The sequence below is a fragment of the Pseudomonas savastanoi genome, from assembly GCF_020917325.1.
In the GTDB taxonomy this organism is placed as follows: Bacteria; Pseudomonadota; Gammaproteobacteria; order Pseudomonadales; family Pseudomonadaceae; genus Aquipseudomonas; species Aquipseudomonas amygdali.
Map to the genome: position 1 here is coordinate 4,177,433 of NZ_CP076652.1, position 19,519 is coordinate 4,196,951.

Annotated in this window: 15 protein-coding genes; 9 read left to right on the top strand and 6 right to left on the bottom strand. The window is 61.3% G+C overall.

Annotated elements, in window-relative coordinates:
* Window positions 1–4 precede the first annotated feature (4 nt).
* Genes KP808_RS17655 through KP808_RS17685 form a run of 7 tightly spaced genes read left to right on the top strand, consistent with a single transcriptional unit; the run spans window position 5 to window position 10,789 of the window.
* Window positions 5–949, top strand: coding sequence for a DUF58 domain-containing protein (locus tag KP808_RS17655; RefSeq protein ID WP_002554477.1), 945 nt, complete (start codon window positions 5–7; stop codon window positions 947–949).
* On the top strand, window positions 946–1,440 hold the full coding sequence (locus tag KP808_RS17660) for a DUF4381 domain-containing protein (protein ID WP_004660770.1): 495 nt from the start codon (window positions 946–948) through the stop codon (window positions 1,438–1,440). Before KP808_RS17655 ends, KP808_RS17660 begins: the two co-directional genes overlap by 4 nt.
* Window positions 1,433–2,491, top strand: coding sequence for a vWA domain-containing protein (locus KP808_RS17665; RefSeq protein ID WP_002554479.1), 1,059 nt, complete (start codon window positions 1,433–1,435; stop codon window positions 2,489–2,491). Before KP808_RS17660 ends, KP808_RS17665 begins: the two co-directional genes overlap by 8 nt.
* Entirely contained in the window at window positions 2,488–4,206 is a 1,719-nt protein-coding gene (locus KP808_RS17670) for a VWA domain-containing protein (protein WP_219169746.1), read from the top strand. Before KP808_RS17665 ends, KP808_RS17670 begins: the two co-directional genes overlap by 4 nt.
* Window positions 4,203–5,861, top strand: a complete 1,659-nt coding sequence (locus KP808_RS17675) for a BatD family protein (protein ID WP_058409659.1) — start codon at window positions 4,203–4,205, stop codon at window positions 5,859–5,861. Before KP808_RS17670 ends, KP808_RS17675 begins: the two co-directional genes overlap by 4 nt.
* A 42-nt stretch (window positions 5,862–5,903) precedes the next feature.
* Window positions 5,904–7,148 (top strand): exonuclease SbcCD subunit D C-terminal domain-containing protein, encoded by a 1,245-nt coding sequence (locus tag KP808_RS17680; RefSeq protein ID WP_005781813.1) that lies wholly within the window; start codon window positions 5,904–5,906, stop codon window positions 7,146–7,148.
* On the top strand, window positions 7,145–10,789 hold the full coding sequence (locus KP808_RS17685) for an AAA family ATPase (protein WP_230016584.1): 3,645 nt from the start codon (window positions 7,145–7,147) through the stop codon (window positions 10,787–10,789). The genes KP808_RS17680 and KP808_RS17685 overlap by 4 nt, the downstream gene beginning before the upstream one ends.
* Window positions 10,790–11,068: 279 nt before the next feature.
* Here KP808_RS17685 and KP808_RS17690 read toward each other — a convergent pair whose 3' ends face one another.
* From KP808_RS17690 to KP808_RS17710, 5 genes are all read right to left on the bottom strand, one after another.
* Window positions 11,069–11,263, bottom strand: a complete 195-nt coding sequence (locus KP808_RS17690) for a hypothetical protein (RefSeq protein WP_219169752.1) — start codon at window positions 11,261–11,263, stop codon at window positions 11,069–11,071.
* 177 nt (window positions 11,264–11,440) lie between these two features.
* Entirely contained in the window at window positions 11,441–12,613 is a 1,173-nt protein-coding gene (locus KP808_RS17695) for a lactonase family protein (RefSeq protein WP_230016585.1), read from the bottom strand.
* Window positions 12,614–12,694: 81 nt separating this feature from the next.
* The gene (locus tag KP808_RS17700) at window positions 12,695–12,979 is read right to left on the bottom strand and encodes a DUF5629 family protein (protein WP_230016586.1); all 285 of its coding nucleotides are present in this window, start codon (window positions 12,977–12,979) and stop codon (window positions 12,695–12,697) included.
* A gap of 127 nt (window positions 12,980–13,106) precedes the next feature.
* Entirely contained in the window at window positions 13,107–14,099 is a 993-nt protein-coding gene (gene araD1 / locus KP808_RS17705; RefSeq protein WP_230016587.1) for an AraD1 family protein, read from the bottom strand.
* 35 nt (window positions 14,100–14,134) lie between these two features.
* Window positions 14,135–15,448, bottom strand: a complete 1,314-nt coding sequence (locus KP808_RS17710) for an MFS transporter (protein ID WP_057402602.1) — start codon at window positions 15,446–15,448, stop codon at window positions 14,135–14,137.
* Window positions 15,449–15,662: 214 nt separating this feature from the next.
* Here KP808_RS17710 and KP808_RS17715 point away from each other — a divergent pair, with 214 nt between their 5' ends.
* Window positions 15,663–17,405 (top strand): IlvD/Edd family dehydratase, encoded by a 1,743-nt coding sequence (locus KP808_RS17715; protein ID WP_122281839.1) that lies wholly within the window; start codon window positions 15,663–15,665, stop codon window positions 17,403–17,405.
* Window positions 17,406–17,498: 93 nt separating this feature from the next.
* Window positions 17,499–18,212, top strand: a complete 714-nt coding sequence (locus KP808_RS17720; protein ID WP_002554489.1) for a FadR/GntR family transcriptional regulator — start codon at window positions 17,499–17,501, stop codon at window positions 18,210–18,212.
* Window positions 18,213–18,240: 28 nt separating this feature from the next.
* Here KP808_RS17720 and KP808_RS17725 read toward each other — a convergent pair whose 3' ends face one another.
* A complete protein-coding gene (locus tag KP808_RS17725) occupies window positions 18,241–19,428 on the bottom strand; it encodes an MFS transporter (protein WP_230016588.1) in 1,188 nt (395 codons plus the stop codon).
* Between the last annotated feature and the right edge of the window lie 91 nt (window positions 19,429–19,519).

Genomic DNA, 19,519 nt, shown 5'->3' on the forward strand with positions numbered 1-19,519 from the left:
GCCCATGCAACCCTACCTGATCCCCCAGCCGGGCATCCGCGTCAGCCTCAGCGAGCTGATCGAAATGCGTCATCGGGTGCGGGAAGTTCAGCTGTTCTCTACGCCCAGCCAACGCAGCCCGTTGATCGGCCTGCACCATTCCAAACTGCGCGGGCGCGGCGTGGATTTCGATCAGGTGCGGGTCTATCAGGCTGGCGACGACGTGCGCAGCATCGACTGGCGCGTGACCGCACGCACTCAGGAGCCGCACACCAAGCTGTTCCACGAAGAACGCGAGCGGCCGATTTTCATTCTGGTGGAGCAAAGCCGTCGATTGTTCTTCGGCTCCGGCCTGATGTTCAAGTCGGTACTCGCGGCCCAGGCTGCCGCGCTGATCGGCTGGGCCGCGCTGGAGCACAACGACCGGGTCGGCGGGCTGGTGTTCGGCGATAACGAGCACTACGAGATCAAGCCCCGACGCAGCAAACAAAGCCTGTTGCAGTTGCTCAACCGACTGGTGCGGGTCAATCAGTCACTGCACACCGAGATCCCGGCAGACCGCGATGCCTTCGGCACTGCGCTGCGTCGCGCCCGGGAAGTGCTGCGCCCTGGCAGCCTGGTCATCGTGTTGTGCGACGAACGCGCCCTTTCCGATGCTGCCGAACAACAGTTGAGCCTGCTGTCACGCCACAGCGACCTGCTGTTGCTGCCATTGTCCGACCCACTGGACCGTGCGCTGCCCGCTGCGGGCCTACTGCGCTTTGCCGAACGCGGCGCGCAGCTGGAACTCGATACCCTCAACCCCGAACTGCGCCGCGCCTACCGGCAACAGGGCGAAGACCGCTCTGCGCGCTGGGAATTGCTGGCGCAGAAACTGCGGGTCTTGCTCATGCCCTTGAGCACCCAGGCGGAACTCGTTGAACAATTGCGCGAATACCTCAACGCAAAGCGTCCGGTGAAGCGCAAATGAATCCGCTTGATCAGCTCGAGCCGCTGATTGCTCCCGAGGCCGTCGGCTTTTGGCCGCTTGCCCCGGGGTGGTGGCTGCTGCTGTTGCTGATCCCGGCAGCGGGCTGGGGCCTGTGGCGTTTGCGTGTACTGCTGCCGGTCAAGGCGCGCAAGGTTCGCAGCGAACAACCGCTGGACCCGGTTCGCCTCGCCGCCCTGGCGGAACTCGCCAGTTTGCCCAAGCCCTACGATGGCGCTCCGGCAGGTGCCTGGCTGCAGCAGATCAACGGCTTGCTCAAACGCCTGTGCCGCAACCATTATCCGCACAGCCAGAGCCACACGCTGAACGGCCGAAAATGGCTGGCGTTCCTCGACAACCGCTGCCCGGCGGCAGGCCTGACGCGCTGGATGATTCTGGTCGAAGGTGCCTACAAACCCGAGTGCAAGCTGGACGACAAGGCCATCACCGGGCTGACTCAGGCGGTTGATACCTGGATCCGCAAACATGTTTGAGTTCGTCTGGCCTTGGGTTTTCGCCCTGCTGCCGCTGCCGTGGCTGATGCGCGCCCTGCTGCCCATGGCCGATAGCGGCGAGCCGGCGCTCAAGGTCAGTTTTCTCAGTGAACTCGAAGGGCTGAGTGGACGCCGCGCCAAGGCCAATCTGCCGGTCTGGAGGCAGCGCGCGCCCTTTCTGTTGATCTGGCTGTTGCTGTTGATTGCCACCGCGCGACCGCAATGGCTGGGCGAGCCACTGCCAGTGGCTGCCAGCGGGCGCGACCTGCTGGTGGCGGTCGACGTGTCCGGTTCCATGGACTACCCGGACATGCAGTGGAAAAGCGATGAAGTCAGCCGACTGGTGCTGGTGCAACAGCTGCTCGGTGACTTTCTCGAGGGCCGCAAGGGCGACCGGGTCGGTTTGATCCTGTTTGGCACTCAGGCTTTTGTCCAGGCACCGCTCACCTATGACCGGCGCACTGTAAGGGTCTGGCTTGACGAGGCAAAAATCGGTATTGCAGGCAAGAATACTGCGCTTGGCGATGCTATCGGTCTGGGCCTGAAACGCCTGCGCCTGCGTCCGGCCACCAGCCGCGTGCTGGTGCTGGTCACTGACGGTGCCAATAACGCCGGCCAGATCGATCCGATCACTGCCGCGCGGCTGGCTGCCGAAGAAGGCGTAAAAATCTACCCTATCGGTATTGGCTCGGACCCCGACAAGGACGCGCTGCAAAGCGTCCTCGGCCTCAATCCGAGCCTTGATCTGGACGAACCGACGCTCAAGGAAATCGCCAGCCTCAGTGGCGGCCAGTATTTCCGTGCTCGTGACGGCGACCAACTGGAAAAGATTCGCGCCACCCTGGACAGCCTGGAACCGGTTGCCCAGCAGCCCACCCAGGCACGCCCGGCGCAGACGCTTTATCAATGGCCGTTGGCAACAGCCCTGCTGTTGAGTGTGCTACTGGTGCTGCGTGAACTGTGGCCAAACAATGCACTGCAACGCCTGCTGACTGTCGTGCGCTCCGTCAACTGGCGTGAGCGCGTCAAAAGCCTCTGGAGGTCGCGATGATCGCCTCTCTGTGGCCGCACTGGTTTCGCCCCGAATGGCTGCTGATCCTGCCGTTGCTGGCGCTGTTGATCTGGCGGCTCTGGCATCGGCAGAAACGCGCCGGGCGCTGGCAAATGCTTCTGCCGACCCACTTTCATGCCGTACTGCTCAACGGTGGGCGCGGCAGCAACAGTAAACTGCCGTGGGTCGCACTCGGGCTGGCATGGCTGCTGGCGCTTTTCGCGTTGCTGGGACCCAGCTGGCAGCGCGTCGAACAGATCAGCCAGAAACCGGTTGATCCGCTGGTGGTGATACTTGAACTCACCCCGCAGATGCTCGCCACCGACACTGCGCCCACCCGTCTGGAACAGGCGAAACGCAAACTGCTGGACCTGTTGCAAAAACGCAGCGATGCGCAGACCGCCATCGTCGTCTATGCGGGCAGCGCACACACGCTGGTGCCACTGTCCGACGATCTGGTCACCAGCCATAACCTGCTGGAAGCCATCAGGCCGTCGATCATGCCCATGACCGGCCAGCGTGCCGATCTGGCGGTCCAGAAAGCCCTGCACCTGCTGAAACAGGGCGCACTGGGCCAAGGGCGAATTCTGCTGATTACCTCGTCACTGAGCGAACAGGAACGTCAGGGCATCCGTGCGGCGTTGCGCGGGCAATCGCCGCCGTTGCTGATCCTTGGCATCGGCACGGCTGACGGCGCGCCGGTCATGCAGGAAAACGGCAGCCTGCTCAAGGACGATCAGGGCGCCATTCTGGTGTCGCGCCTGGACAGCAACAGCCTCAACGAATTCGCCGATCAGGTCGGCGGCAGCTATCGTCAGGCACGAGGCGATGAAGAAGATTTGCGCAGCCTTGGCCTGCTGGCCAGCCCCCAGCACATGAGCAGCGACGGGCAAGTCGTGCAACTCGATACCTGGGCCGATCAGGGGCACTGGTTCCTGCTCCCGCTATTGTTGATCGCAGCCCTGGCTGGTCGGCGCGGCTGGCTGTTCTGTCTGCCGCTGCTGTTCATGTTTCCGCAGAACAGCCAGGCGTTCGAGTTTCAGGACCTGTGGCTGCGTCCCGATCAACAGGGCCAGCGGCTACTGGAGCAACATCGGCCAGCCGAGGCCGCACAACGCTTCGAAGACCCGCGCTGGAAAGGCGTGGCCTTTTACCAGGCCGAAGACTACGTCAGCGCCGCCCAGCAGTTTGCCGAAGGCAACAGCGCCGCCGACCATTACAATCGCGGCAATGCCCTGGCGCGCAGCGGCGAACTGGCGGCAGCACTGGATGCCTACGAACAGGCCCTGGACCGCCAGCCCGAGTTTCCCGCCGCACAAGCCAACCGGGCGCTGGTACAAAGCCTGCTGGACAAGGCCGATGTCCAGAAGCCTGCCGAGGATGAGCAGAACAAGGCCGATCAGGGCGAAGAAGGCCAGCAAGCGTCACAGGACCCCAACAGCAGTGCATCGCCAGCCGATCAGAACCCGTCCCGCTCGGATCAGCCCGGTGCCAGCGAGAGCCTGCCGCCAGACGTCAGCGGTCAGGCCACCTCAGGCGAATCAATGGACGATGAGCAAACCACCCGCCCACCGCTGCAGGCCGCAGACACCCCTATCACTGGCGAGCGGCGCCAGGAACTGGAACAGTGGCTGAGGCAGATTCCGGATGATCCGGGCGAACTGCTGCGGCGCAAATTTCGCTACGAACAGCAACATCAGGAAAAGACCCGATGAGTCGCGTGTACACCTTATTGATCGGCCTGCTGCTGAGCCTGATCAGCTTGTCACTGCAGGCTGCGCAACTGACCGCCAGCGTCGACCGCACGCGCCTGAACGCCGGGGAAACTGTCGAGTTGACGCTGGAAACCGACGATGTCACCCAGTTTGGCAAGCCAGACATGAGCGCTCTGGAGAGCAGCTTCGAGGTGCGCGATACGCGTCAGCTCAACAGCCTGAAAACCCTGGACGGCAGCAGCCAGGCCACCACTCGCTGGATCGTTACCCTGCTGCCTCGCGAGACCGGCAGCGTGTTGATCCCGTCGTTGCAACTGGGTGAGCTGAAAAGTCAGCCACTGACGCTGCAGGTGCTGCAAAGCGAGCCCCAGGACCCAGGCAGCCATCTGGCGTCGATCTTCATCGAAGCGAGCCTCGATCAGGACAGCGTGTATGTTCAGGCCCAGGCCGTGCTGACCCTGCGCGTCTACCACTCGGTGTCGCTGTTCGATGACAGCAGCCTGAGCCCTTTGCAAGTACCGGACGCACGGGTCGAAAAACTGGGTGATTCGCGCACCTACGAAAAGCTGATCAATGGTGTGCGTCATGGCGTGATCGAAACACGCTACGCGATCTATCCGCAGCAAAGCGGCGTGCTGAAGATACCGGCGCAAGTGTTCAGCGCCACGCTGGTGCAGACACCTGCCGAAGGCTCGCAAGGCCAGGAGGCCAACCCGTTCGGCCCGCAACCAGGCCGATCGGTGCGGGTCAAGTCCGCTGAAGTGCCGTTGACCGTCAAACCCAAGCCCGCCGACTACCCGGCCGATGTCGCCTGGTTGCCGGCGCGCAGTATCAGCCTTGATGAGAGCTGGAGCCCCGAGCCAGGCACCACTCAGGTCGGCGACTCACTGACCCGCACCCTCATACTCAAGGCCGAAGGCCTGGCCGGTGCGCAACTGCCACCCTTGCCACCCACCGAAGTGCCCGGCCTGCGGCGTTACCCGGATCAGCCGCAGCTGCGCAACCTGCCCAGTGAACGTGGCCTGATCGGCACCCGCGAAGAACGCGAGGCGCTGGTGCCCGGCCGGGCCGGGGCAATCGACCTGCCTGCGGTTGAAGTGACCTGGTGGAATACCCGTGAAGATCATCTGGAACACACCAGTCTGGCCGCCCGCACACTGAAGATCAGCAACAACCCCGGCCTGGCAGTGGACACGCCGGTGAACAACGAGATGGGCGGCGTGACGGTGATCGGCCCGCCGGTCTGGCCGTGGCAACTGAGCACGCTGTTGCTGGCTTGCACCACCTTTTACGGTTTCGCCCTGTGGTGGCGGGCCCGCGGGCAGCCGGCAATCGCCCGGGCCGTGCAGACCGGGCCCAGCCCGCGTACCGTCTTGGATGACCTCAAACGCGCCTGCCTGGCCAACGACCCTCAAGGCACCCGTCAGGCACTCGACGCGTGGGCACGCCAGCAGCCGGAAACCCTGGCCGAAATGGCCGCGCGTTTCGTGCCGCTGTCCGATGCACTGGACGGTCTGAACGGCGCGCTTTATAGCGAAACCGGCAAGCTGTGGCTGGGTGAAGACCTCTGGCGCGCCGTGCGCAAGCTGCCCGCCGCCGAACATATCAAGGACCCGGCAGGCGATGCCGGGTTGCCACCGCTGTATCCCAAGTGAGGATGCAGCTCAGGCAATACCTCTACATGACAAGGTAAACCAATGCGTCTGTTTCACACCTCTGACTGGCACCTGGGTCAGAACCTGCACGGTCAGGAGCGGGATTTCGAACACGCCTGCTTTCTGACCTGGCTGCTGGCCCGTCTGGCCGAACGAAAACCTGATGTACTGTTGATCGCGGGCGACATCTTCGACACCGTCAACCCGCCGGTCAAAGCGCAGGAACGCCTGTACGACTTCATCGTCAACGCCCATGAACGGCAGCCGCTGCTGACCATCGTGATGATCGCAGGCAACCATGACTCCGGCTCGCGTATCGAACTCCCCGCACCCTTGATGCGCCGCTTGCGTACTCACGCACTGGGCAGGGTGATGTGGCTGGACGACGGTGTGCTGGATGCCGAACGCCTGCTGCTGCCGTTGCCGGACGCCGAAGGCAACGTCAAAGCCTGGTGCCTTGCGCTGCCTTTCCTGCGCCCTGCCGAAGTCACCGGCCCGACGCTGGGTGACGACTACCTGCGCGGTATCGGTCGGGTTCATGAGTTGCTGATCGAAGCAGCCAACCTCAAGCGCCAGCCCGGTCAGGCATTGATCGCCATCAGCCACGCGCACATGGCAGGCGGTTCGGTCTCGGAAGACTCCGAGCGCAGCCTGATCATCGGCAACGCCGAAGCGTTACCGGCCAGCCTGTTCGGACCAAGCATCACCTATGTCGCGTTGGGCCACCTGCACAAACCGCAGCGGGTCAACGGCGAAGAGCGCATTCGCTACAGCGGCTCGCCGATTCCACTGTCCTTTTCGGAAATCAGCTATCAGCACCAGATTCTCGAGATCAATTGCGACGGTGAGACGCTGACCAGTGTCGAGCCGTTGCTCATCCCTCGCGCCGTCAACCTGCAACGCCTGGGGCCTGCGCCCTTGGCCGATTTGCTGGTACAGCTCAAGGCGCTGCCGGACATCGACCTGCTTGCCGACCCGGACCGCCAGCCGTGGCTGGAAGTGCGCGTGCGTCTTGATGAACCGCAACCGGACCTGCGCAACCAGATAGAAACCGCGCTGCAGGGCAAAGCCGTACGGTTGGTGCGCATCGGTGCTGAATACGCCGGTAAAGGCAGTGCCGACGGCAATGAGGGTGAAGCCGCCCTGATCGAGCTGGACCAGCTAACGCCTCAGGAATTGTTCAGCCGTGCCTGGCAGGACAACTTCGGCAGCGAGGTCGACGAACAGACCCTGACCGATTTCGCCACGCTGCTGCGTGAAGTCCAGCAGGAGAGCGAACAGCCATGAAAATCCTTGCCATTCGCCTGAAAAACCTTGCCTCGCTGGCCGGGCCGTTTGAAATCGATTTCACTGCCGAGCCGCTGGCCAGCGCCGGTCTGTTCGCCATTACCGGCCCGACCGGCGCAGGTAAAAGCACCCTGCTCGACGCCTTGTGCCTGGCGCTGTTCGGAGCGATTCCGCGGCTGAGTAATATCGGCCAGTCCAAGGTCCCGGACATCGACGGCGACATCACCACCAGCGACCCGCGCACCCTGCTGCGGCGTGGCACGGGCAGCGGTTACGCAGAAGTAGACTTTATCGGCATCGATCAGCGTCGTTATCGCGCGCGCTGGGAAACCAACCGCGCACGCGACAACGCGACCAAAAAGCTGCAGGCCAGCCGCCAGACCCTGACCGACCTGGACAGCGAACAGGTGCTCAGCAACCAGAGCAAGCGTGAATTCGAGCAACTGATCGAGCAGCGTCTGGGGCTCAACTTCGAGCAGTTCACCCGTGCCGTGATGCTTGCCCAGAGCGAGTTCAGCGCCTTCCTCAAGGCCGACGACAAGGAACGCAGCGAACTGCTGGAAAAGCTGACCAATACCGCCATCTACAGCCAGCTCGGGCGGCGCGCCTACAGCAAGAGCAAAGAGGCCGAGGAAGCGCTTAAAACCCTCACTGCTCAAGCCAGCAACATCGTCCCGCTGGCTCCGGAGCTGCTGGCCGAACTGGAGCAACGCCTCAACGATGCGCAGCAGCAGCTCAAGGCGCACCAGACACAGCAACGGCAACTGGAAATCAAACAGCAGTGGCTGATCGAGCTGCACCGCCTGCGCGACGAACATCTTGCCGCTCAGGAAGCGATCACCCGTACTCAACAGGCCTGGGACGACCAGAGCGAAGCACGTCAGACCCTCGGCCAACTGGAACGCTTGGGCCCGCAACGCCACCGTTTCACGCGTCGGGTCACGCTGAACGCCCAGCTCAACCCGTTGGCGGAACAAATTCTCCAGCATCAGCAACAGCAGGCTTCGCTGCAAGATCAGCAGCAACAACTGGAGACCCGCCGCACCCAGGCGCACGCCAGTCTGCTGGCGGCCCAGCAAACCCACAACACCGCCAAACCGCTGTTGCAGCAGGCTTTTGACACACAGAACACGCTGAACCACCTGGCCCAGGAACTGGCCAAGGTGTCTGACCTGCATCAGCAAACCGGACAGCTTTGTACTGAGGGTCAGGCCAGCCTGCACATTCTGCTCGACCAGCAGCAACAGGTTTCGCAGCGCCTTGAACGTATTGCCGAGCAACTGGAGCACAGCAGCGAACTGGCCCCGCTGGCTCAGGCCTGGAGCGCCTGGCGCGACCGCCTGAAATCCCTCACGCTGATCGCCAACCGCCTCAAGCACGGGCAGAGTGAACTGCCTGCACTGCAGCAAAGTGCCAGCACGGCTGACCAACAGTTGACCGAGCAACGCAGCGCGCTGGAATTGCTGTACCGCGAAGCCGATTGCGAAGTGGATGCGGTGACTGAACAGGTACAGATTCTCGGCAGCCTGCTGCAGGACAATCGCAAGCAGCAACGCGCATTCGAAGACCTGGCCCGTCTGTGGGCCAGCCAGCAGGACGTAGACCGGCAACTGGCCGATCTGGCGCAGCAACAGCAAAGCGCTCAGCAGCAACGCGAACAGCTCAACAGCGAAGGCATTCGCGTTCGTGATGAACTGACCGTCGCCGAACAGACCCTGACCGTTACCCGGCAACTGCTGGAACGTCAACGCCTGGCCCGCAGCGCCAGCGTTGAAGAATTGCGCGTCCAGTTGCAGGACGACCAGCCCTGCCCGGTCTGTGGCAGCATCGAACACCCTTGGCATCAGCCGGAAGCTTTGCTGGAAAGCCTCACGCAACATGACGACAACGAGCAGGCCAGCGCGCAGAAGGCGGTGGACCAACTGACCGAACAGCGCAACCAATTGCGCGAGCAGGTTGGCGGCGTGATCGCCCGCCAGAAAGAGCTGCTTCGCCAACACGAGCAGCTCACCCTGCGTCATCAAGCCCTGGCACCGGATCTGGAATCTCATCCCCTAGCGGCTCAATTGCTCGACCACGACCCAGGCAAGCGTGACAGCTGGCTGAGCCAGCAATTGAATAACCTGAGCGAAGTCATCACCCGTGACGAGCAACGCCAGGAAGCGTTGCTGACCCTGCAGAAAGACGCCGCCCGCTTGCAGCAGCAACTTCAGGCAGCCACAGAAGCCAGTCAGACCGCGGCGAGCCATGTTGCCGAGCAGCTCAAGCAGCTGGACGTCGACAGGCAGCGGCTGGAAGAAGAACTGAGCGCATTTACGCCGCTGGTCTCGCCACACGTGCTTGAAGGGCTGCGCAGTGATGCATCGGCGACAGTGATGCAGCTTGAGCAGCAGGTGACTCAGCGTCTGGATCAACTTGAGCAGCAACACGAAGAGCAGCAGGAGCAGAGCGAGCGCCAGCAGAAGATCGAAAAGCAGCAGATCGAGCAGCAGACTCGCCTGCACCGCCAGACCGAACTGGCGCAGGAAGTCGCCCGGCTCGGCGAGCAACAACAGGCCAGCCAACAAGCACTGACCGGCTTGCTGGGCGAGCATGCGACTGCCGAGCACTGGCAACAGGCGCTGGAAAACGCCATCGAGCAGGCCAGGCAAACCGAAAGCTCGGCCGCCGAGGCTCTGCAGCAGATTCAAAGCCAGTTGATCCAGCTGGCTGCCGAACTCAAGTCCGCCCGGCAACAACAGCAATCCTTACAGCAGGAACTGGCTGAACTTGATGTGCAGATCAGCGAGTGGCGCGGCCAGCATCCCGAGCTGGACGATACCGCGCTCGACACACTGCTGACTTACGATGACGCGCATGTCGAGCAACTGCGTCTGCAACTGAACGCTACCGACAAGGCGTTGGAGCAGGCAAAAGTATTGCTGCAGGAACGCGATCAGCGCCTGCAACAGCATCAGGCGCAACACAGCGACCTTAACGACAGCACGCAACTGGCGGCAGCGCTGCAACAGGCCCAGGAGCAGTCAGCGCTCAGCGAGCAGCAGTGCGCCGACCTGCGCGCCGAACTCAGCGAAGATCAACGCCGCCGCAACGCCAACAGCGAGTTGCAGGCGCGCATCACCGACGCCAACAACGAATACCTGCGCTGGGCACGCCTGGCATCGCTGATCGGCTCGGCCGAAGGCGACAAATTCCGCAAGATCGCCCAGGCCTACAACCTTGACCTGCTGGTCCATCACGCCAATGCGCAGCTCAGGCAACTGGTGCGCCGTTACCGTCTGAAACGCGGCGGCAGCATGCTCGGTCTGCTGGTCATGGACACGGAAATGGGCGATGAACTGCGCTCGGTGCATTCGCTATCAGGCGGGGAAACCTTTCTGGTCTCGCTGGCGTTGGCGCTGGGCCTGGCCTCGATGGCCTCCAGCACGCTGCGTATCGAGTCGCTGTTCATCGACGAAGGTTTCGGCAGCCTCGACCCGGAATCGCTACAACTGGCAATGGACGCACTGGACGGCTTGCAGGCGCAGGGCCGCAAGGTCGGCGTGATCTCCCACGTACAGGAAATGCACGAGCGGATTCCGGTACAGATCAAAGTGCGTCGTCAGGGGAATGGGTTGAGCACAATCGAGGTGGGTAACTGAGAGACCTGTGACGCGGAGCGTCACGAACGGCATTCCCACGCTGGAGCGTGCGGAACGATAATCTCAACTATCGTGTTCTGGACGCTTTCAATTATCGTGCGGCGCTCCGCGTCGCATGCCGTTCTGGACGCTCTGCGTCCGCTCTTGTACGCCATCGCCGTCAATGCTTTCGCGAACAGGCTCGCCTGACATTCCGTGCATGGTCTGCCGCGCAGTGGGCAGTAAGTCGCAGGGACCTGTGTTGGCGAACATGCTCGCGAAAGCGTGACGGCTAATGAATCATTGAGCGGATTTGTGATCCAGCGCTGCGTAGAAATTAGCGCTCTGTTGCAGATATTTCGAGGTGTAGGTCTGAGTGTAGGTCTGAGCAGCGTGGGCTTTTTTGTCAGCTACATCGACACTGGCACTGGCTGGAAGCGCGACGCTTGCGGAAACAGCCGATGCAGCAATGATGGAGAAAAGATTGAAATTCATGTCGGTCACCCCTCGTTATCCAGTTAGTACGTTTGCTTGAAGTGTTGGCCGTCTTGGCCGTGACTCAAACTTACGCCCGAGGGTGGTTCAGCAGAAATCTTTTGTAGCACTAACCCATATCATCAAGAATGATAACGGCTCCAGCCCTTGTAGCTTGCGGGCTGGAGCCGTAGCAGCTTACTTGTCAGTCAGAAAACGCAGGTAAGAAGGTGAATCTGCATCAAATTTCTGCACCGTCTCACCGATCTTCCCGCTCTGCGGATCGCGGCGCACGGTCACGATCTGGTTGCTCTTCTGATTGGCGAACAGCATGAACTTGCCGGTCGGGTCAAAGGCGAACTCGCGAGGTTCCTTGCCTTCCAGAGAACGACGCTGAATTTCTTCCAGCTTGCCGCTGGCCTGATCGATGCGGAACACCACGACCTGATTCGCGTCACCGCGATTGGTCACGTACAGAAACTTGCCATCCGGTGAGGTGTGCAAGGCGCCGCCACCATTTTTCTCCTGCACACCCTTGTTCTTCATATCAACCAGTTGGGTCTGCTTGAAGACGCCGTCATGGTAGTCAAACACCGCGACCTGCGCCGTCATCTCCAGTACCAGCCAGGCATGCTTGCCATCAGCACTGAACAGCGTATGACGTGGTCCGGAGCCGCCCGGCAACTGCACGGTCGGCTCCTTGGCTGGCTGCAACGGCTTGGCCTGGCTCGCGTCGTACTGATAAACAAACAGCTTGTCAGCGCCCAGGTCGGCAGTCACTACGTACTTGTCATCCGGGGTCGGCACGGCCAGATGCACATGGGACGACATCTGCCGCTCACTGTTGACCTTGCTTCCAGGACCCAGCGGCAGCACCTGAACGGCTTCGCTCAACTGACCGTCCTTACCCACAGGCACCACGGTCAGCGCGCCGCCCGGTTCAGGGTTTACTGCGTAGTTGGCAACGAACAGGTAGCGGCCGTCATAGCTCAGGCTGGAGTGCGTCGGTTCTTCACCGCGGCTTTGAACCTGATTGATCGGCGTGATCTGACGGGTTTTCGGGTCGATTGCAAAGCTGCTGACCTTACCGACCACATCTTTTTGCCCTGGGCCGTTTTCATTGACCGCGAACAGATAACGCTGGTCTCTGGAGACGGTCAGCCACGACGGGTTTTCGGTTTTGACCACTTGCAGCGGCTTGGCGTCGATCATCCCGGTTTTGCTGTCGAAGGCAAAACGATAGATCCCTTCACTCTTGCCTTGCGTGTAGGAACCTATCAGCAATTCAGTATCGGGCATGGCTTGGGCCTGCAGGGTAAATGCGCTCATGGCACTGGCAATCGCCAGCCACGGCAGAAATTTATGGGGCATGGAGGGCATCCCTTTTTGTCGAAATTATTGATGCCTGTTACGGCACTGTCGGGGTCTATGACAGCGCCAGCCCGCATTTACTCAATCCTGCGCGGAATCATCTTCATCGGAGGGGGTAAAGGCATCCAGGCAGATGATCCGGTGATCGGCATTGCCGTCATTGATCACCCAGCTTTGCAGGGATTCATCAAAGGTCGCGGCGTCGACTTGGGCTTTGCTGAAGCGCCATACCTTGCGCTCGCGGCCGTCCATGCATTCGACGTTCAATTCCTCGCCCAGAGAGAAGTCCCAGGCGTGCAGACCGTCGATTTCCAGCATGGTGGTGGCTTCGAGTGCGGCGAGCAGTGTGGTGGGTGTGGTAGTCATGAAATTCATCCGGCCAGCAAAAGCGCGAATGATAGGGCAAAAGGCAGGCGCAGATACAGTCGGAGCGCAAGTAGAGCCGTACCAGCGCCGAGCGCTGGCACGGTGAGCAGTCAAACAGGGACTGCGCTTACAGCTTGCCGATGCCGCCCGGCTGAAACACCGGCTCGCTCGGTGCCAAACCGTTAACCAGCGGCTTGCCGAACTCGGCCTGACTGATCTCGAAACGATCGCCCGGCTGGGTGCGCACGCCATCGGCGAACGACAGGGTCGCGGTGCCGAAGAAATGCACATGTACATCACCAGGCCTGAGGAACTGGGCGTATTTGAAGTGGTGATACTCCAGGTTTTCCAGACTGTGGCACATGTTCGCTTCGCCACTGAGGAACTCTTTTTCCCACAGCACCTTGCCATCGCGCCAGACCCGGCTGGTGCCCGACAGGCTTTGCGGCAAGTCGCCCACGCGCAACTCCGGACCGAACGAACAGGCGCGCAATTTCGAATGCGCCAGATACAGGTAGTTGCGACGCTCCATGATGTGGTCGGAATATTCGTTGCCGATGGCGAAGCCCAACCGGTACGGCTTGCGGTCATGACCGATCACATACAGGCCACTCAGTTCGGGCTCTTCCCCGCCATCTTCGGCGAAAGGCGGCAGGGAAAACGAATGGCCGGGGCGCACGACAATGCTGCCGTCACCCTTGTAGAACCACTCTGGCTGAACACCGGCCTGCCCCGCCACCGGCTTGCCGCCTTCAACGCCCCATTTGAAGATACGCATGGTGTCGGTCATCGAGGCTTCGTCGCCGGACTGCTGATGCATCTTGTCGCGTGCCGACGCACTGCCCAGATGGGTCAGCCCGGTGCCGCTGACCAGCAGGTGCGCCGGGTCAGGATGGTCGAGCGGCGGCAGAATCCGCAGTTCCTCAAGCAACTGCGAATAGTCGTGCGTCTCGCCAACGCCACGCTGCTCGACCTGGTGCGCCAGAGCCGAACCCGCCTCGATTGCCGCCAGCGCCAGCTCGCGAACACTCTCGACACCCTGGACCTCACGCACCTGATCACCATCGACCAGACCGACCCGGCGCTGACCGTCGCTCAATTCAAACTGTACTAACCGCATGAAATTCTCCTTCCAGATAATGGGCCGCTGAAAACCTATCTCGCCTTGGCACTCGCCGCGAAGTCGGACACTGGCAGCACATGCTTGCGCTCCAGCACGTGATAGACGATGCCGGTCAGCAGCAGCCCGAAGACCATGACGCCCGACAGAAAATAGAGGCCCGATGCCAGGCTGCCGGTGATTTCTTTCAACGCACCGATCACGAACGGCCCGATGTAGCCGCCCAGGTTGCCGACCGAATTGATCAGCGCGATACCGGCTGCGGCACTGGCACCTGCGAAGAATCGCCCCGGTAGGGTCCAGAACACCGCCGTGCAGGAAAACAGCGCGAACGCCACGACGCACAATGCAGCCAGCTGCGCCACCGGCAGGGTCAGCCAGGCGCTGCAGAACAGGCCGATGGCACCCAGCACATAGAGCACGGCCAGATGCCCGTAACGGTCGTTGAGGCGGTCGGAACTGCGCGGCACGATCAGCAGGCCAATGATGCCGAAAATGTAAGGCACCGATGACACGAAGCCGGTGGTCAGGTCACTGCCACCGAACTGTTTGATCAGCGTCGGCAGCCACAGGCCCAGACCGTAGATGCTCAAGGTCACCGGCAGGTAGAACAGCGCCAGCAACAGCACGCGTTTGTCTTTCAAGGCATGCAGTGGGTTGCCGTGGCGGGTCTGTCCGTACTCTTCCAAGTCCTTTTTCAGCTCACCGGTCAGCCAGTCCTTCTCGGCCTGGTCCATCCATTTGACCTGCTGCGGACCATCCGGCAACCAGCGCAGCACCGGCCAGGTCAGCAGAATCGCTGGCGTACCGATGACGATAAACAGCCACTGCCAGCCATGCAGACCGAGTATGCCGTCCATGCCCAGCAAACCACCGGAAACGGGCCCGGTGATCATCATGGCGATGGGTTGCGAGAGGATGAAAAGGCCAAGGATCTTGCCGCGATGGCGCACCGGAAACCATTGGGTGATGTAGTACAGCACACCGGGAAAGAAGCCCGCCTCGGCAGCACCCAGCAGAAAACGCATCACATAGAAGCTGTGCGGCCCCTGGACGAAGGCCATGCCGATGGTGATTGCGCCCCAGGTGATCATGATCCGCGCGAACCAGCGACGTGCGCCGAAACGCTCGAGCATCAGGTTACTGGGGATCTCCAGCAGGAAGTAACCGATGAAGAACAGTCCGGCACCCAGCCCGTAGGCGGCGTCGCCGATACCGATGTCCGCGCCCATGTGCAGCTTGGCAAAGCCCACGGCAGAGCGGTCTACATAAGCGATCAGGTACAGCAGGATAAGGAAAGGAATCAGTTTGAACGTAATGCGGCGTATAAGCCGCAGTTCCTGGCTCATGTAGGCGGTCTCCCATTGTTTTTGTTATGGAACCTGCGGGGATCGCCTCTGTGCCTGGGGGCTGAATAACGCAGCACATGCGCCAGGATGATCCCTCGTCTACGACCGACTATATAGTAATACTATTTAAACTGACAACTCTTCCAATACGCGTTTTTTAGGCTTACCTTAGCCAGAAGTATCGCCATTAAGTCTTACAATAAGAGAGCCGATCATGTCTGACTCCGATAAAAAACCGACCCTCCGTTCTGCCCAGTGGTTTGGCACCGCCGACAAGAATGGCTTCATGTACCGCAGCTGGATGAAGAATCAGGGCATTGCCGACCACCAGTTTCAGGGCAAGCCGATCATCGGCATCTGCAATACCTGGTCGGAGTTGACCCCCTGCAACGCGCATTTCCGGCAGATCGCCGAGCATGTCAAACGTGGCGTGATCGAAGCAGGCGGCTGGCCGGTGGAGTTTCCGGTGTTTTCCAACGGCGAATCCAACCTGCGTCCTACCGCGATGTTCACCCGCAACCTTGCGAGCATGGACGTTGAGGAAGCGATTCGCGGCAACCCCATTGATGGCGTCGTGCTGCTGACTGGCTGTGACAAAACCACACCTGCCCTGTTGATGGGTGCCGCCAGTTGCGACATCCCTGCCATCGTCGTGACCGGCGGACCGATGCTCAACGGCAAGCATGAAGGCAAGGACATCGGCGCCGGAACCATCGTCTGGCAGATGCACGAGTCCTACAAGGCCGGCACCATCAGCCTGGATGAGTTTCTCTCCGCCGAAGCCGGCATGTCTCGCTCGGCAGGCACCTGCAACACAATGGGCACGGCCTCGACCATGGCCTGCATGGCCGAAGCGCTGGGCACTTCGCTGCCGCACAACGCGGCTATTCCTGCGGTGGATTCGCGGCGTTACGTGCTGGCGCACATGTCCGGCATGCGTGCGGTGGACATGGTTCGTGAAGACCTGCGCCTGTCGAAGATTCTCACCAAGGCCGCATTCGAAAACGCCATCCGGGTCAACGCGGCCATCGGCGGTTCGACCAACGCCGTTATCCACCTCAAGGCCATTGCCGGGCGCATCGGCGTCGACCTGGACCTGGATGACTGGTCGCGCATGGGCCGTGGCATGCCGACCATCGTCGACCTGCAACCCTCGGGGCGCTTCCTGATGGAAGAGTTCTACTACGCCGGTGGCCTGCCTGCCGTGCTGCGGCGCATGAACGAAGCCAATTTGCTGCCCAACCCGGACGCCCTGACCGTCAACGGTAAAAGCATTGGCGAAAACACCTGCAATTCACCGATCTATGGCGAGGACCAGGTAATCCGTGCTCTGGACAATCCGATTCGCGCTGATGGTGGTATCTGCGTATTGCGCGGCAACCTCGCCCCCCTCGGCGCAGTGCTCAAACCGTCTGCCGCTACACCGGCACTGATGCAGCATCGTGGCCGGGCGGTGGTGTTCGAGAACTTCGAAATGTACAAGGCGCGGATCAACGATCCGGATCTGGACATCGACGCCACCTCGGTCATGGTGCTCAAGAACTGCGGCCCCAAAGGTTATCCGGGCATGGCCGAGGTCGGCAACATGGGCCTTCCGGCCAAACTGCTCGCGCAGGGTGTGACCGACATGGTGCGCATTTCCGATGCACGTATGAGCGGCACGGCCTATGGCACAGTGGTTTTGCATGTGGCACCGGAAGCCGCAGCCGGCGGGCCGTTGGCCGTGGTCAAGGAAGGCGACTGGATCGAACTGGACTGCGCCAGCGGGCGCTTGCATCTGGACATCCCACAAGCCGAACTGGATGCACGTCTTGCCGAGTGGCAGGCCCCGCCGCAACTGCTGCTCGGTGGCTATCGTCAACTGTACGTGGACCGGGTGATGCAGGCGGATCAAGGCTGCGACTTCGACTTTCTGGTCGGTTGCAGAGGTTCAGAAGTGCCTCGCCACTCGCACTAAAAGAAGCGGCGGTCCCTTGTTCTGGGGACCGCCGTCACTGTTGTGCGATGGTATGATGCCCAGCAATCACCGCCAGGACCCAATTGCGCTCTCATGGATTATCGAAAGCCTTCCGACCGAAAAAGCATGCACGCGCGCATTGTCCAGGAACTGGGCATGCAAATCGTATCCGGCCGTTTCAAGCCTGACGAAAAGCTGCCTGCCGAAGCACTGCTCTGCGAAGAGTATGCCGTCAGCCGCCCGGTACTGCGTGAAGCCACACGGGTTCTGGTCGCCAAGGGGCTGGTCTACTCGCGGCCGCGTGTCGGCACGGTGGTCAAGGCCCGACGCGAATGGCACCTGCTGGACCCGGATGTGCTGCACTGGGTGATGCAAAGTTCGCCGCAGAATGAATTCTTCAACCTGCTGACCAGTGTGCGCGCTGTCATCGAACCGGCGGTTGCCGCACTGGCCGCGCAACATGCCACCGACGCAGAGATCGAGTCGATCCACGAAGCCTACCTGCGCATGGAAGCTGCACCCACTCCGGAAGACCTGCTGCAACCCGACCTCGACTTCCACAGCCGCATCGCCGACGCCACCCACAACGACCTGCTGGCGCACTTGTGCAACATGCTGTCACTGGCGTTGCGCGAAGCGCTCAAATACTCCAACAAACGCCCTAACCTGCACGAACTGGCCATGCCTCGTCACAAGGCAATCCTCACCGCCATCCAGAACCGCGACGCACTGGGCGCACGCCATGCTTCGCTGGTGCAACTGGACGATGCGCGCAATGCGCTGAGTGTAGTCCTGGGCGGCGGTTGACGGGTTTCCAGCTTGAGGGTCAACCGTTTCAGGCGGCTGATGTTCTCCCGCTCTGGATGCAGCCTATCGCCAGCACGTACATCAACAGGCTGACCAAAAACGGGGCGCCCAGCCACAGAAAATGCTCGCCCGAGCCGACGTTACCCGAAAATATCAGAGCGCCAATCACTGGCGCTACACCGCCCACCAGACTCAGCAGGGATGTCAGCCCCCCCTGCAGCTCGCCCTGATGCCCTGCCTTGGCATGACGCGACAGCTCACCACGCAACGCCGGCTCGGCAATCAGCCCGACAGCATGGAAACACATTCCCACCAACGTCAGCCAAACGCTTGCAGCGGCCGTATAGAAAGCATAACCCAGTAAGCAACAGGCATAACCGGTAACGATTATCCGCTGGTTGGACATGATTGGCGTCAGCTTGCGTACCAGTACGCGCTGCGCGAACGCCATGCCCAGGGCGAGCGCCGCCAATGCGTACGACACTTCAAGCATGCTCCAGCCATAACGCATCTGATTGGCCAGCACAAAGCAGCTTTGAAATATCCCGTAGGCGAACCAGGAGCACGTCGCAGCCAGCAGATACGGGCGCAGGCCTTGCGTACTCCATAGTCCTCGCAGGCTGCCAAACGGGTTGGTTCGCCGCCATTCGAAGGCGCGCCGATGCTCGGCCGCAAGGCTTTCCGGCAACCTCATATAGCCATACAGCAGGTTGATTGCCGCCAGACCGCCAGCGACCAGAAAGGGCAAGTGCGGCCCGTAAGACGCAAGCCCCCCGCCTATGACCGGGCCGAAAACAAGCGCTATGGCGATGACACTGCCCGCTGCACCGTAGAAATGCGTGCGCTGCTCCCCCTCACTGATGTCCGCAATATAGGCCATCGCAGTGGCGATATTAGCGGCAGTGATTCCTGCGATGGCACGGCCTATCAGCAAGACCGTCAGGCTGCCGGCGAAGCCAGCCATCAGATTGCCCAGGCACATGCCGGCCAGCGCCAGAAGCAATACCGGCCGGCGCCCATGACAGTCGCTCAGCGCTCCCAACAGCGGCGCGCACAGAAACTGCATCGCCGAATAAAGTGTCAGCGCCACGCCCAGCGCCAACGAGACATGCTCGGTAGACGATGGCCAGATAGTCGCGATCAGCGTCGGCATGACAGGAATCGCCAGACCGATACCAAGCACATCGAGCCCCAATATCAGAAGAATGAAGCGCATGGGTGGGCGAGTGTCACCTTTTGAGTAACCTCCAGACATATGTAGACCTCAGACTGATTAATGCAGGCGAGCAGGCGTTGAGCCTGCTCGC